General features: G+C 57.2%; 15 protein-coding genes. 1 reads left to right on the forward strand and 14 read right to left on the reverse strand.

All coding sequences use genetic code 11. The features are described 5' to 3' along the window. Positions 1-54 precede the first annotated feature (54 nt). The 5 genes from FHW66_RS05315 to FHW66_RS05335 form a co-directional block, all read right to left on the reverse strand. The gene (locus FHW66_RS05315; RefSeq protein WP_183378732.1) at positions 55-513 is read right to left on the reverse strand and encodes a RidA family protein; all 459 of its coding nucleotides are present in this window, start codon (positions 511-513) and stop codon (positions 55-57) included. Positions 514-661: 148 nt separating this feature from the next. Further along, positions 662-1,537: a DMT family transporter gene (locus FHW66_RS05320; protein ID WP_255458832.1), complete on the reverse strand. Its 876-nt coding sequence runs from the start codon at positions 1,535-1,537 to the stop codon at positions 662-664. Next, positions 1,534-2,124 carry a LysE family translocator gene (locus FHW66_RS05325; RefSeq protein WP_183378733.1) on the reverse strand — a complete coding sequence of 197 codons (591 nt, stop codon included), beginning with the start codon at positions 2,122-2,124 and terminating at the stop codon, positions 1,534-1,536. The genes FHW66_RS05320 and FHW66_RS05325 overlap by 4 nt, the downstream gene beginning before the upstream one ends. Before the next feature lies 1 nt (position 2,125). Further along, on the reverse strand, positions 2,126-2,485 hold the full coding sequence (locus FHW66_RS05330) for a DUF2917 domain-containing protein (RefSeq protein WP_183378734.1): 360 nt from the start codon (positions 2,483-2,485) through the stop codon (positions 2,126-2,128). Further along, positions 2,482-3,501, reverse strand: a complete 1,020-nt coding sequence (locus FHW66_RS05335) for a threonine dehydratase (RefSeq protein WP_183378735.1) — start codon at positions 3,499-3,501, stop codon at positions 2,482-2,484. The genes FHW66_RS05330 and FHW66_RS05335 overlap by 4 nt, the downstream gene beginning before the upstream one ends. A gap of 202 nt (positions 3,502-3,703) precedes the next feature. Between FHW66_RS05335 and FHW66_RS05340 the strand changes: the two genes are divergently transcribed. After that, on the forward strand, positions 3,704-5,212 hold the full coding sequence (locus FHW66_RS05340) for a PLP-dependent aminotransferase family protein (RefSeq protein WP_183378736.1): 1,509 nt from the start codon (positions 3,704-3,706) through the stop codon (positions 5,210-5,212). 8 nt (positions 5,213-5,220) lie between these two features. Here the strand turns inward: FHW66_RS05340 and FHW66_RS05345 are convergent, their stop codons facing one another. From FHW66_RS05345 to FHW66_RS05385, 9 genes are read right to left on the reverse strand one after another with little or no spacing between them, the layout of a single operon-like run. After that, entirely contained in the window at positions 5,221-6,192 is a 972-nt protein-coding gene (locus tag FHW66_RS05345; protein WP_183378737.1) for an NAD-dependent epimerase/dehydratase family protein, read from the reverse strand. Positions 6,193-6,223: 31 nt separating this feature from the next. Then, positions 6,224-6,967 carry an EthD domain-containing protein gene (locus FHW66_RS05350; protein WP_183378738.1) on the reverse strand — a complete coding sequence of 248 codons (744 nt, stop codon included), beginning with the start codon at positions 6,965-6,967 and terminating at the stop codon, positions 6,224-6,226. An 18-nt stretch (positions 6,968-6,985) separates the two neighbouring features. Further along, entirely contained in the window at positions 6,986-8,026 is a 1,041-nt protein-coding gene (locus FHW66_RS05355) for a fumarylacetoacetate hydrolase family protein (protein WP_183378739.1), read from the reverse strand. A 14-nt stretch (positions 8,027-8,040) separates the two neighbouring features. After that, a complete protein-coding gene (locus FHW66_RS05360) occupies positions 8,041-8,625 on the reverse strand; it encodes a cupin domain-containing protein (RefSeq protein WP_183378740.1) in 585 nt (194 codons plus the stop codon). A 17-nt stretch (positions 8,626-8,642) separates the two neighbouring features. Beyond that, complete coding sequence (locus FHW66_RS05365; RefSeq protein ID WP_183378741.1) at positions 8,643-9,440, reverse strand: cyclase family protein; 798 nt, start codon at positions 9,438-9,440, stop codon at positions 8,643-8,645. Positions 9,441-9,449: 9 nt separating this feature from the next. Beyond that, complete coding sequence (locus FHW66_RS05370; protein WP_183378742.1) at positions 9,450-10,601, reverse strand: MFS transporter; 1,152 nt, start codon at positions 10,599-10,601, stop codon at positions 9,450-9,452. A 52-nt stretch (positions 10,602-10,653) separates the two neighbouring features. Then, the gene (locus FHW66_RS05375) at positions 10,654-11,793 is read right to left on the reverse strand and encodes an FAD-dependent oxidoreductase (protein WP_183378743.1); all 1,140 of its coding nucleotides are present in this window, start codon (positions 11,791-11,793) and stop codon (positions 10,654-10,656) included. Positions 11,794-11,818: 25 nt separating this feature from the next. Further along, positions 11,819-12,175, reverse strand: a complete 357-nt coding sequence (locus FHW66_RS05380; protein WP_183378744.1) for a Rieske 2Fe-2S domain-containing protein — start codon at positions 12,173-12,175, stop codon at positions 11,819-11,821. Continuing rightward, positions 12,172-13,134, reverse strand: a complete 963-nt coding sequence (locus FHW66_RS05385) for a VOC family protein (protein ID WP_183378745.1) — start codon at positions 13,132-13,134, stop codon at positions 12,172-12,174. Before FHW66_RS05385 ends, FHW66_RS05380 begins: the two co-directional genes overlap by 4 nt. Between the last annotated feature and the right edge of the window lie 3 nt (positions 13,135-13,137).

Genomic DNA, 13,137 nt, shown 5'->3' on the forward strand with positions numbered 1-13,137 from the left:
CTGAGCTGGCAAGCACTACCGTGCTACAGTCATGCTCAACGTCGAGCACGCAAATCAGGCGATTTCAGCAATCAGTTCGATTTCTACACAAGCACCAAACGGCAGCTGGGCAACGCCAAACGCTGAACGCGCATGCTTGCCCTGCTCACCAAAGACTTCACCGATCAGTTCCGAGGCACCATTGGTCACCAGATGATGTTCGGTGAACTCGCCAGTGGAGTTGACCAGGCTGAGCAGCTTGACGATACGCTTGACGCGTGTCAGGTCACCACCACAAGCTGCCTGCAAGGTTGCCAGCAGATCGATTGCCACCGCACGCGCGGCTGGCTTGGCTTCTTCAGTGGTCATGTCCTTGCCCAATTGACCAACCCAGACCTTGCCGTCCTTCTTTGCCAGATGACCGGACAGAAAGACAGTATTGCCAGTTTGTGCGTACATGACGTAGGCGGCTGCCGGTGCGGCAACGGCTGGCAGTTCAATATTCAAGGCTTTGAGTTTCTCGTAGACGGACATGCGGTGCTCCTGTTGACAATAGCTGCATGACGGGCGCCATTAGATTGACGCCGGGCAAGACAACAAGTTAAAAAAAGTTTAGTCGGTCATTATCGCAAATATCCCAACTTTTTATCGGACAACGTAAGTAAAAACATCGACAACATCCTTAACGTTTAACGCTCATTCTTCGCCCTGTTGCCACAACGGCAAGTACCGCAGCAGCAAACACCAGATTGCGCGTATCCAGTGCCTCGCCAGCAATGAGGCTGGCTCCCAGCAGCGACAAAAAGGGCTGCAGCAACTGCACCTGCCCCACACGGGCAATCCCGCCCAATGCCAGACCCTTGTACCAGAAGAAAAAACCGATAAACATCGAAAATACCGAAACGTACGCAAATGCCAGCCAGGCCTGCGGCGACGCCGTTACTCCATAGTGCCAGCCTAGCCAGAGCGTGACCGGCAACAACAGGGGCAAGGACAGCACCAAGGCCCAGCAGATCACCTGCTCGCCGCCCATGCTTTGTGCCAGCCGACCACCCTCGGCATAGCCCATGGCAGCGGCGAACACCGCTGCCAGCAATGCCAGATCGGCAGGCTGCAGACTGCCCCCTCCCTGACGCAGGGCAAAAGCAACCACAATCGCACTACCTGCAGCGGCCGCCAGCCAAAAGCCGGTCGATGGACGTTCACCGAAGCGCAACGCGCCAAACAAGGCGGTTGCCAGTGGCAAGATACCCAACACTACCGCACCATGTGCAGCCGGGACCTGTTGCATGGCCATCGATGAGAACAACGGAAATCCCACCACCACCCCCAGCGAAGTGATCAGTAATGCCCGCCATTGCACCCTGCTTGGTAACGGCGTGCGGCGATACCAAAGCACACCCAGCGACAATCCAGCCGCCACGACAGCACGACCAAAGGCGATGAAAGCCGGGTTCAGTTCAGTCACCGCCAATCTCGTAAACGGTAACGTCAAACTGAAAATGGCAACGCCGACGAAACCAAGCCACATGCCTTTCGTTTCGATTTGTCTGCTCATAGCCAGATCGACAGTGCCGCGTAGATTGTCAGGAGCACCATCACCGCACTGAACAGCTTGCGCCACAATGCTTGCGTCAAAAAGCGACGCAGCAATGAGCCAGCCCCGGCCCAGACGCTCACACAAGGCAGATTGACCACACTGAACACCAGGCAGTACACGGCAATGGCCAGCCACGTCGGCCGCATCGATGGTAAAAATGCAGCGGCACCAGTGATGGCCATCATCCAGGCTTTAGGGTTAGCAAACTGAAACATGGCTGCTGCCGTGAAGCTCATCGGCTTCGCCGCGACGGGGGCTTCGCTCACCGCTCCCATGCTGCGCAGTTGCCAGGCCAGATACAACAGATAACCGGAGCCACCGACCTTGAGCACCACGTGCGCGGCCGGCACGGCCATCACCAGACTGCCTATCCCAGCGGCGCAAATAGCCAGCAACACCGCAAAACCGCAGGTGATGCCCAGCATATGCGGAATCGAGCGGATAAAGCCGAACCAGATGCCTGATGAAGTCAACATGATGTTGTTCGGCCCGGGCGTGATCGAACTGACAAATGCATACGTTGCCAGCGGCCAGAGAAACTCCATTTCACACCCCTTTTTGCTTAACGCGGTGACGTCTGAGCGGACGCCCCAGCAGATGGGATATCGCCCGCCCAAGCGTCGCGGCAACTTCAGAAAACCAGTTAGCGGCAGCGGCAAACTGCGCTGAGGGCGCAGGTTCCAGCGCCAGCTCACTATCGTGCTCAGCCTCAATCACCAGTAACTGCGTCGACGAGACAATGATGCCGTCACCGGCACGTAGCCAGAAGTCTTCGCTACGGCCTTCCTGCGTGATCCACACCATTCCGCGCCTAACGACCAGCAAGCGTGCGCTAGCCAGGCGGAAACTGACGACGTTACCTGCCGACAACTGATATTGCAGACGTTCTTGATCAAGTATCTTCATGCTGCTCTCCTGTCATCCTCAAAACCTGTCGTGCTACGACTTACCATTGCCGGACGCTGCAAAATACGGGCAAACATATCGTGGTCAACATTCCCGCCTGACAGCGTCAGGCCAATACGCTGCCCGCGCAAGCGGTGACGCTGCTGCATGGCCGCCGCCAGCGATGCCGCGCCGGCACCTTCGGCAACATTGTGCGTCGCTGTGAAATACAGCTTCATGGCCTCAGCAACCTCGTCGTCACTAACGGCCACTACCTCGTCCACCTGATCCATGATGACTGCCAACGCGGCGTCATCAGGCACCCTACAGGCCATGCCGTCGGCAATCTCGGTGGTGACTGGCGACTCCATCTTGCGACCTTGCTCGAACGACAATTTATAGGCTTGTGCATGCGACGACACCACGCCAATAATTCGGGTACGCAGATTCAAGGCACGTCGCGCTGCCACGGCGGCACAGATGCCCGAACCCTGACCAATCGCTACGAACAGCACATCGAGCTCTGGCTGGGCGCGCAACAGCTCCATCCAGTAAGTCGCCACGCCGCCAACCAGATCCCGATGAAACGATGGGATCATGTGCAAGCCCTGCTCCCTTGCCAGCAACGCAGCATGTTCACGACTTTCCTGAAACTCACCACCGTGCTCAATCAGCTGTACGCCAAGTGCCTGCATGGCAGCGTTCTTTTCCTTGCTGTTGCCACGCGGAACAACAATAGTGGCGGGAATGTCATAGCGACGCGCCGAGAGGCCGACCGACTGACCGTGATTGCCGCGTGTGGCCGAAATAACCCCAGCCACGCGCTGACTGGCTTGTGCCAGGCCGTGCAGATAAACCAGGCCACCGCGAATCTTGAAGGCACCGGTTGGCGTGTGGTTCTCATGCTTGACCCAGACTTGCGCGCCCAATGCTGCACTCAGCAGTGGCCAGCAATACTGCGGGGTGGCCGGCATCGCCGCGTAGACGATACGAGCGGCTTGTTCAATGTCGTCGTGATTTGGCAATAATTCGGTCATGCTGGCTCTCCATTGGGTCATCAATGTTGCAATAAAATTAGTCGTGATCGTCGTGGCCGATCAGGCAGCGTAGGCATATCAAAGTGTATCGATGCCTATCAACAAGATTGACTGCACTGGTGACATGGGTCTATCCTACTCGACATGACCGATACAGTACCAGTACAGTCAGTCAAATAATCTCACACAGTGTTACGGCAATATGACCAATACAGCTCCCTTACTCACACCTGCCACTTCCAGCGCTGTCGCGCCAGCCCTCCCCTTGTTGTCGCGCGAAAGCGGAGATTCTCTGGTCGATCAGATTGTGCGCACGGTCAAATCACGGATCGACGACAAGCTACTTCGCACCGGTGCGAGGATGCCATCCATCAGACAGTTCTCAGATACACACGGGGTATCGCGCTTTACGGTGGTGGAAGCTTATGACCGCCTGGTCGCACAGGGATTTCTGGAATCGCGCCGTGGTTCGGGGTTTTACGTGCGCGAACGCTCACCGGTTGCCGGCGGCAACAATACCAGTACAGTTGCCCGATCACTTAGTCAGGAGCTTGATCAACAAAGCTTCGACACCTCAGCACCTTCACTAGATGTCGTCTGGCTGGTACGTAACATGTTCCGTCAGATGCCTGCCTACAAAATGCCCGGAGCCGGGCTCTTGCCGCCCGACTGGCTCGATGGCGAACTGCTGGGTAACGCGGTACGCGCTGTTGGCCGCCAGAATCAAGCCTTGTTGCTGACCTATGGCACGCCGCAGGGCTTTTTACCGCTGCGTCAGCAGTTGCAGCTAAAACTGGCAGAACTTGAAATTGCAGCGCCGCCAGAGCAAATCGTCATGACGGCGGGCGTCACGCAGGGGCTGGATATTGTGGCGCGTCATTTTCTGCGTCCGGGCGATGTGATTTTCGTTGATGATCCGGCATGGTTCCTGATGTTTGGCTCATTTTCTGCCTTGGGTGCCAAGGTAGTCGGTATTCCCCGGCTCGCAGATGGACCCGACATTGTTAAACTGGCTGAACTGGCAGCGCTGCACAAGCCGCGTTTGTATGTGATCACGTCCGTACTGCACAACCCGAGTTCGACCTCGCTGTCTGCCGCCAAGGCCTTTCAGATCCTCAGGATTGCCGAGGAATACGATTTCACCATCGTCGAGGATGACGTCTACTGCGACATGCACCCTGGTGCTGGCATCCAGCCAGCGACCCGGCTGGCGGCACTGGACCAGTTGCATCGGGTGATATATCTGGGGGGCTTTTCGAAGACGCTGTCAGCCAATCTGCGCGTCGGATTCATCGCCACCTCTCCCGAGCTGGCGCGGCATCTGGCGGATCGCAAGATGCTCTCGACGCTGACCACCAGTGAACTGGGCGAACGCGTCATCTACAAGATCCTCTCGGAAGGCCATTACCGCAAACATACCGAGCGCCTGCGTAACCGCCTTGGCACCGTTCGCGACAAGGTTATCCGCCAGATGGAGCGGGTCGGACTGGATACCGGGAACCCCAGTCCGATCGGCATGTTTGTCTGGGTTGATGCCGGTCGCGACACCAATGTACTGACCGAAAAAGCCATGGCTCAAGGCTTTTTGCTGGCGCCGGGCAGCCTGTTCTCGCCCAACCAGTTGCCGTCCAGCAAAATGCGCATCAACGTTGCCGCCATGGCAGATCCTGGCATCTGGCGTTTTCTTGAGAGTGAAATCAAAAGCGCCTGAGGATGCAATCAGGCAGATCCGGCACCTGCCCCGGCTATTGCATTGCGGATCAGCTGGGCGACTGAGCCATCGTGGGTAAATCCCACCGCTTGTGCTGTCCTTGCATCGAGTGGCGGTTGCCGGCCAAAGCCTGCTTCTAGTTGTGCGTTCGGCGCATACTCCACCAGCGCCAGCCGGTCTGTGCCGTAAGTTTGCGCCAATGCGTCAATCAACTGCGCCATGCTCAGATGCAATACTGGCAGAGTGTAGTCACGCCGCTGCGCAAGCTGCTCTTGCGACAAGGTAGTCGCATGCAACAGATTGTCGACACAACAGTGAACAGACATCCACCAGGCAGTCGCCTCCCGCGATACCGGACAGACAAAGCGTTCACCAGCGGCCAACCGCCAAAACACCTCGCTCATGAAGGCCGACAATAGACCCGACGGTGCCGGTGGGCGGGCAACGATACCCGGTAGCCGGAGAATACGGCCGTCGACCCAGCCACGCCGGCTGTAATCCTTGATCAGAATTTCACTCGCCAGCTTGTGCGCACCGTAGCTAAGATGCGGCTGCATCGGTGTGGCATCATCAATCGTCTGCTGTCCCGGCTCACCGTAGACGGCAATGGAGCTGGAAAATATCATCATTGGGGCATGGGCATGCTGTTGCGCCTGCTTGCGCGCCTGTTCCAGCAAACCGAGGGTGGCACCAAGATTGACCTCCAGTCCAGCCGCAAAGTCCTTCTCTGCAGCCCCGCCTGGCAGGCTGGCAAGGTGAAACAGAATATCCACCGGTTGCGCAAAAGCTTGCTCCAGTATCGCAGGGTCAGTGATACTGCCAATAATCTGGTGTACCGCCGATGCTGCAGGCTCCGCCGCGAAACGGCGATCAATCAGCGTCAGCCGCGTCAATTTTTGCCCGGCCACCCCGTCTGCCAACAAGCGTTGCTGCAAAGCGCAAGCCACAAATCCGTCGCCCCCTGTAATCAAGACATGCATGCTTGCACCTCTGGTTTGGTCATCTGGATGCTCATGCCTGATCACCGGCAAAGAGCACATGCTGGTGGGTCAGTAAAATACTGCTCCTTGCTGCGACCAACGCATCTGGTGCAGTGGCGGCATCGGACTGATCGATCCAATATTGGCCAAGCGCCCGTGCGGCCTGATCATCACGCAGCCACACCTCATCGACGACATCGGCAGCCGCAGGCAGGCCATCTCGACGCAGGACGATATTGCGGACAACCGTATCGATAGCATTGCCAAAATCCTGCAAAGCCTTGTCCCATAAGGGAGTCGTTGCCGTTGCCAGGTCTTCTCCGCTCACGCCCTCGCCTGCGCGATGGAACACGAACAGCTTGCTGGTGCTACGACGCCTGCCTGCACCTTCTGCACCCTCTGCTCCCAGTGGCGAGCGTACTTCCAGCTCACGTACGGGAAGGCGAATCACACTCTCCTGATCGACAAAGCGATCTTCATCCGGCTGCAAATGACTGAGGTAAAACGGCGCCTGCATCGCCGCAGCAGCCTGCTGAGGATGATCGAACCAGACCTGCGTGACAAAGTCACGGTTCAGTGCGAAGAAATCATTGCGATCCACGCCGAGCCGATAACTGCCGTCGAATACGTGATTCTGGATATAACGCCGAGGCGCTAGCTCAGGCTGCTCACGAATCATCCCAACAACAGCCGTACCATGCACTTCCAGCATGTAACGATGCGCCTCTGCCAGCGTGATCCCTGCGCGACGTCGCCCTATGATCATCAGCTTCATTGTGTGTCTCCTTGGTAGTTAGTGGTCTGCAAGAGCGAGTGCAGGTGTCGCTACTGCCGGTATTGCTACCTGTCTTGCAGACAAGCTGACGACGGTCTGCTCAATCACACCAAAAGGACCTGCGCGGCCGTCATCGTGCCATGACTGTAGTCGGACCCGATCACCAAACCTGAGAAACGGCGTCTGTGCAGCACCCTGATCAATCATCTCAATCACACGGCGCTCTGCAATGCAGGCAGACCCGGCAGTACGCGCCTGATTCGAGACGGTACCTGAGCCGACAATGGTGCCAGCGTGCAAGCGCCGGGTACGTGCTGCATGGGCAATCAATTCGGGAAAACTGAAGTGCATCTCACCGCCATGCGGTGCGCCAAAATAGCTGTCGTTACGGTCAACCTGCAAGCGCAGGTGCACGCGCCCGTCTCGCCAGGCGTCTCCCAACTCATCTGGCGTCACTGCCACAGCAGCAAAACTGGTAGAAGGCTTGGCCTGCAAAAAACCGAAGCCACTCTTCATTTCACGCGGACCGAGTGCGCGCAAACTCCAGTCGTTGATTTGCACAATCAGGCGTACCGCGTCGAGAGCCTGACTGGTTGACGCCGCCATCGGCACCGGCCCCACAATGACACCAAACTCTCCCTCAAAATCAATCCCATCCTCTTCACTCGGTAAAACAACCTCGGCCATCGGCCCCAAAAAGTCATCGCTGGCGCCCTGATACATCACGGGAATACGATCAAAATCGGGGATGGGCGGCGTCTTGAAGGCTTGCTCCATCAAGCGGCCATGATGTAGAAAAGCCGACGCATCCAGCCATTGCGGTGCACGCGGCAGAGGGGCAAGGCAATGCTGCGCATGGAAATCAAACTGATCTGCGAGACTGCCCGCATTGAGCTCCTGGTAGCGTTTTTCCAGCAGCGGATTAACCTGCTCCCAGCGTTCCAGTGCCGTTAATAGATTCGGTGCAATCATGCTGGCATCAATTGCGCTGCGCAAATCGCGTGATACCAGCAGCAATTGACCGTCGGCAGTACCGTTATTCAAAGTAGCGAGTTTCATGGAATGACTTTCTATCAAGCGCCAGCGTGTGGCAGCGTTGCTGCAATGACTGGATCGTATTGTCCGCTCACCAGCACAAACAACATGCGACACGGACGCCCGGAGCGATTGGCCCAGGCGTGATTGGTGCCGCGCTGGATCACCACGCTGCCGGGCTTCAGAACGACTTCGCCGTCATCAACGATCAACGTCATTTCACCTTCCATGACCACACCGTAATCAACCGATTCGGTGCGATGCATCAGCGGATGCGGCGAGTCGGCTGCGACGGTCGAAGCGCTTGCATCCCCAATCTGGGTGAATGCATCTTTCATCCGGGCAGCACCATGCTGAAGCAGCTCTTCACTGTCCGGTGGAATATCAACGAAACGTAGACGGGTACCGCCGGCTGGTGGTGGCAGCGTCAGCGGACCCAGGGTCGGATCGACACCGTTATCGACCAAGGCCGGTGTACGGTCGGTACTCCAGACTTCGTGAAATACGGTACCCGGGATGGCTGCAATTTCAGCCACGCTCGGGAGCGGTCCGGCGCTACTGATAATGGCGCGACCACTATTATCGTGACCAGTCACCACACGGTGTATAGCGGGAAATGTCATACCTGAATCCTTCCTGTTCATTCAAAAATAGCAACTGCACGTGTCCAGCCGGCTGAGGCACGGCGGATCTTGTGGGGGAAACAACTGATGGTGAAACCGTGTGCTGGTAGTGCTTCCAGGTTATGCAGCTTTTCGAGATGGCAGTAACCAATGTCACGCCCGGCCTTGTGGCCTTCCCAGATCAGCGACGTGTCACCCGTTTCGGCGATTTTCTTTGCGGTATACGAGAACGGTGCGTCCCAGCTCCAGGCATCGGTACCGGTCAGACGGACACCACGTTCCAGCAAATACATGGTGGCCTCATAGCCCATACCGCAGCCAGCTCCCAGATAATCCTGATGCCCATAGCGTGCGCCAGCACGTGTGTTGACGACCACGATATCGAGCGGTGCCAACTGGTAGTCGATACGCTGGAGTTCGGCCTCAACATCGGCGGCAGTCGCTACATAGCCATCCGGAAAATGCCGGAAATCGAGCTTCACACCCGGCTGAAAGCACCACTCCAGCGGCACCTCATCAATCGTGATGGAGGGCTTGCGCTCACCCAGCGCAGCATCCATGGTTGAATGAAAGTGATACGGTGCATCCAGATGCGTACCGTTGTGTGTGGTCAGCGTGACCCATTCGGCAGCAGCAGCCTCGCCATCGGGATAATCGGATGCCTTGGTACCCGGCAACATGCTCATGAACTCGGGCAAGGTATCGGCATGACGCTGATAGGTAATTTTCGGCGCCAGTGGTGGTGGATCGGAGAGGACATCATTCTCCAGATAAATCGACAGGTCGACAAAACGGTAAGCAGGTTTGCTGCGCATAGAAACACCTCAGACAGAAGGAACAAGATCAGGATGCTGACGTACCTGACGAAAGCAGGTTATGGCCATCAATGCCAACAGCATCGCGGCAAAACCCAGACTGCCATAGCCCGCACTCTTGACCAGTGTGCCGCCCAGCACAGGTCCGATGGCGGCACCAATCATCAGCGTCGCCGGTGTCGAGGCTGCGGCGCGCCCGGTCGCATCCAGCTGGGCCAGTACGCCGAATGCAAACGTATGGGTGAAGATCTGAATACTCACCAGGACCGATGCCGCCAGCGCATACGGAATAAACGTCGAACTCTGGCTGATGACCAGCACCAGCATTGCCTGTAGCAATGGTCCTGCGAGCAGCACGGTATGCGGTGACAGGCGGCGCTGTAACAAGGCGGCTAGCGGAGCCGGTATCAGATTGACCAAGCCGAGTGCAATCAGCACAGCAGCGACCGCATCAAAGCCAAAGCCGCGATCAATACCAATGCGTTCAACAAAACTGAAGGTCATCGACTGCACAACACAGATACAGACCACTCCCAGCACCACGTACCAGACTGCCGGATCAAGACGGGCGTGAGTAGCAGTGGGGATGGTGGATACCTGCTCAGTTTGGGCATCGGAGGGAAATCCAAGTGCACTCATCAGCGTCGCAACGGCCATGACGAACGCAAACAGATAAAACATCGCCGATCCGCCAAGATGTTTCAGCAACTGGGGCGCCAAGGCATAGAACAGCACACCAAAGAAACCAATGGCAATACCGACCGTCGCAAACAGGCGGTGTGGATTTTTGCTGCGACCAATCATGCCGTGCGTAAAAGTCAGCCCGCAACCTGAGCACATCCCGGCCAGCGCATGCAGCAACAGCATCGCACCAAAACTTGATACCTGCGTGACGACCAGAAACCAGACGGTCGCCAGCGCGAATCCAATAGTCACCATCCTGCGTGCCTGAAAGCGCAGCACCAGAGGTGCAAAAATGGCGCTGCTCACGACCGTGCCCAGCAAGAATGTCGTTGCCAGCCCACCGGCCTGCTGCGGATCGAGGCCATAGTAGGAAATCAAAGCTCCCACCCAGACCGGTAGCGCCACCAGATCCAGCATTCCTGCGCAATGTGCCGTCATGAGAACCAGGCGGCCTTTCCAACTGTCTATTTTGATCATGCGTGTCTCCTGATGAAGTGCTGCAATGTGTTGGTCGTGTCTTCTTCGAGACTTAGATTGGTTCTGCCAACGACATCAATGAACTACGCATGATCCCCGCATGCTCCTGTTTATCACCGCCGGCGATCTCGATCTCGCCCAGGCGTGCCGAGTTTTCGACGACCATCCGGCAGCGCTCATAACGTCGCGCCTGAAACTGTTGCAAGCCCTGCATGACGTCGCTCGCACGACCCAACTCATCGGCCAGAACAAGACCATCCTCAATGCCGATACAGGCCCCAGAGGCAAGGTGTGGCGTTGTCGCGTGGACAGCATCGCCAATCAGGACAATGCGGCCATTGAACCAGGACTGTTTGATCAAGAGACTTTCAAGTGGGCGGTAGATGACCTGTGAATGCTCACCAATCTGCTCGCGCACTGTCTGCATCAGCGCTACCGGGAAATGTTGCAATAAATCGCGCAGCATCTGCGGTTGATCGGCTGCCGGAATATGAATTTTCTGTTCGCGATCTTCGGTTACAAACAGGTACATCTCGTTCTGAGTCACCGGACTGACGCCCGTTTTAACCTTCTGCCCCAGCCACATCGCTGGCCGCACCAGCTCCTGCGGGCGCGGGAACACGGCGCGCCATACCCCCTGGCCGGAATAGCCTGGTTGCGGTGCGTCCGGGAAAAATGTGCTGCGTACTCTGGAATACAGGCCATCGGCACCGATGACGACATCGTAACGCCCACTGGTGCCGTCAGTGAACACGACATCAACACCTGCAGCATCCTGCTGGATGTGACTGAAACTGCATCCGAGGCGAACATTGACACCTGCGCTTCGCGTCGCTGTCGCCATCAGTTGCGCCAGCGCTGGACGCATCACGCCAGCGCCACCAGGAACATCAGGTCCGGCCAGGCGCGGCGTCGGCAATTGGGCCAGAGAATGACCAGTCGGCGTATACAGATCGACGCCATCTGCGGCATACCCAATGCGCAGGAATGGATCGAGAATGCCCAGCTCCTTGAAGGCACGCAAGGTGGCGCCGCCAAGGCTGATGCCAGCACCATAGGAACGCCAGCCCGCATCAATCTCCACCAGATCGACAGCGACACCGCGTTTGCGTAAGGCGATCGCCGCCGCCATCCCGGAAAATCCACCGCCAATAATCAGTGCCTTGCTCAGGTGTTGTGGTGCAGTACTCATATTGTTGTCTCCTTATCGTTAGTGGTTATTCGTTATTCGTTATAGGTCTGACCAAGGTCAGCGCGCCATCTTCATGCTGCTGCAATGCCACTGTCGTGAGCGCCTGTCCCAGACAGGGCCCGAGCACACAAACGCCGGTGGCCGGTAAAAACTCAGCACCATGGGCGGCGCAGATAATGCGCGTGCCATCGGCATTCAAATACGCATCACGTCGCCAGGCCAGTGGTGTGTTGCCATAATGTGGGCAGGCATCCTGATAGGCATAGACCTGCCCTTGAACTCGCAGCACAAAAATCAGCTGCTGCTGGCCATCCGGCAAAAAGCCGCGACTGCTCCCTTCAGGTAGTTCCGCGACATGGCACAGATAGCCGGGTCGATTCATTTGACGTGTACTGCCAGTTCGTCAGGGGACACCGCAGCCGATTTCGGTGGCGGTCCGCCGGGAGCCCATTTGTCACGCTGCTGAAACAGGAATAACTGGGATGCATCAGCACTCATGCCAGCCTCACGGGCAACCCACTGTGTATCGTGCAAGTCCATATCGGCGTCATACTCAACATGACATCCGAGCGGGCTATTGAAGTACCAGAACCAGTTGGAGCCAAACCGATGGCGTCCCGGCCCCCAGAAAGATTGATACCCTTTGTTCACCATATTGGTACCGGCCTGCATGACCTCAGTGGGGCCACCCATGTGGAAGGTAAAGTGCTCACAACCCTTCATGACCGGCGGCGTCTGAATCAGGAACAAGGTGTGATGATCCTGCGTACCTGCTGGTCGTAGAAAAGGCCCGACGCCTGTGAAGCGGTCGGTACAGACGAAGCCAAGCCGCGTATAGAACGCTTCGGCATGGGCTGCATCCGGCACAAAATAAACAACGTGGGATAAGGAGCGTGGGCGTGGAATTGCGTCCGGGTTCACACCGAGCTGATTGATACCGCGCTGTGCCGGTGCACCGGGGGCGTTGACGGATTCCGCTGCCAACGCCAGTGGACGTCGGCAGGTAATCTGGAAGCCGAGCATGAAGCCCGCATTATCTTCTGCCTCGATAGCGCCATCGGCCAGACGGCGTACTGCGCGGTCGCGTCCGATCTCGGCAGCAATCGCATCCAGGCTGGCCTGATCAGCCACCCCATAAACCGTCTTGCGCAGTTTGCTAGCGGTTGGCATGGCAGGTGGCAATGTCAGATCATCGTGACGCGCCAGAATGACAGCTGTCCCATCGAGTGCTTCAAAGCGTTGGGGACTGACTTGCTGCAGACCATAATCGATCAGATACTGGATGCTCGCCGCCAGGTCATCGACCCCAAATACCAGAGCATCAGGTCCAATAATATTCATCAG

The organism is Herbaspirillum sp. Sphag64 (assembly GCF_014192645.1).
Classification (GTDB): domain Bacteria; phylum Pseudomonadota; class Gammaproteobacteria; order Burkholderiales; family Burkholderiaceae_D; genus Herbaspirillum.

Bases quoted from the DNA above. Each gene is read 5' to 3' on its own strand.
- FHW66_RS05315 (WP_183378732.1), bottom strand. From the start codon at position 513: ATGTCCGTCTACGAGAAACTCAAAGCCTTGAATATTGAACTGCCAGCC.
- FHW66_RS05320 (WP_255458832.1), bottom strand. From the start codon at position 1,537: ATGAGCAGACAAATCGAAACGAAAGGCATGTGGCTTGGTTTCGTCGGC.
- FHW66_RS05325 (WP_183378733.1), bottom strand. From the start codon at position 2,124: ATGGAGTTTCTCTGGCCGCTGGCAACGTATGCATTTGTCAGTTCGATC.
- FHW66_RS05330 (WP_183378734.1), bottom strand. From the start codon at position 2,485: ATGAAGATACTTGATCAAGAACGTCTGCAATATCAGTTGTCGGCAGGT.
- FHW66_RS05335 (WP_183378735.1), bottom strand. From the start codon at position 3,501: ATGACCGAATTATTGCCAAATCACGACGACATTGAACAAGCCGCTCGT.
- FHW66_RS05340 (WP_183378736.1), top strand. From the start codon at position 3,704: ATGACCAATACAGCTCCCTTACTCACACCTGCCACTTCCAGCGCTGTC.
- FHW66_RS05345 (WP_183378737.1), bottom strand. From the start codon at position 6,192: ATGCATGTCTTGATTACAGGGGGCGACGGATTTGTGGCTTGCGCTTTG.
- FHW66_RS05350 (WP_183378738.1), bottom strand. From the start codon at position 6,967: ATGAAGCTGATGATCATAGGGCGACGTCGCGCAGGGATCACGCTGGCA.
- FHW66_RS05355 (WP_183378739.1), bottom strand. From the start codon at position 8,026: ATGAAACTCGCTACTTTGAATAACGGTACTGCCGACGGTCAATTGCTG.
- FHW66_RS05360 (WP_183378740.1), bottom strand. From the start codon at position 8,625: ATGACATTTCCCGCTATACACCGTGTGGTGACTGGTCACGATAATAGT.
- FHW66_RS05365 (WP_183378741.1), bottom strand. From the start codon at position 9,440: ATGCGCAGCAAACCTGCTTACCGTTTTGTCGACCTGTCGATTTATCTG.
- FHW66_RS05370 (WP_183378742.1), bottom strand. From the start codon at position 10,601: ATGATCAAAATAGACAGTTGGAAAGGCCGCCTGGTTCTCATGACGGCA.
- FHW66_RS05375 (WP_183378743.1), bottom strand. From the start codon at position 11,793: ATGAGTACTGCACCACAACACCTGAGCAAGGCACTGATTATTGGCGGT.
- FHW66_RS05380 (WP_183378744.1), bottom strand. From the start codon at position 12,175: ATGAATCGACCCGGCTATCTGTGCCATGTCGCGGAACTACCTGAAGGG.
- FHW66_RS05385 (WP_183378745.1), bottom strand. From the start codon at position 13,134: ATGAATATTATTGGACCTGATGCTCTGGTATTTGGGGTCGATGACCTG.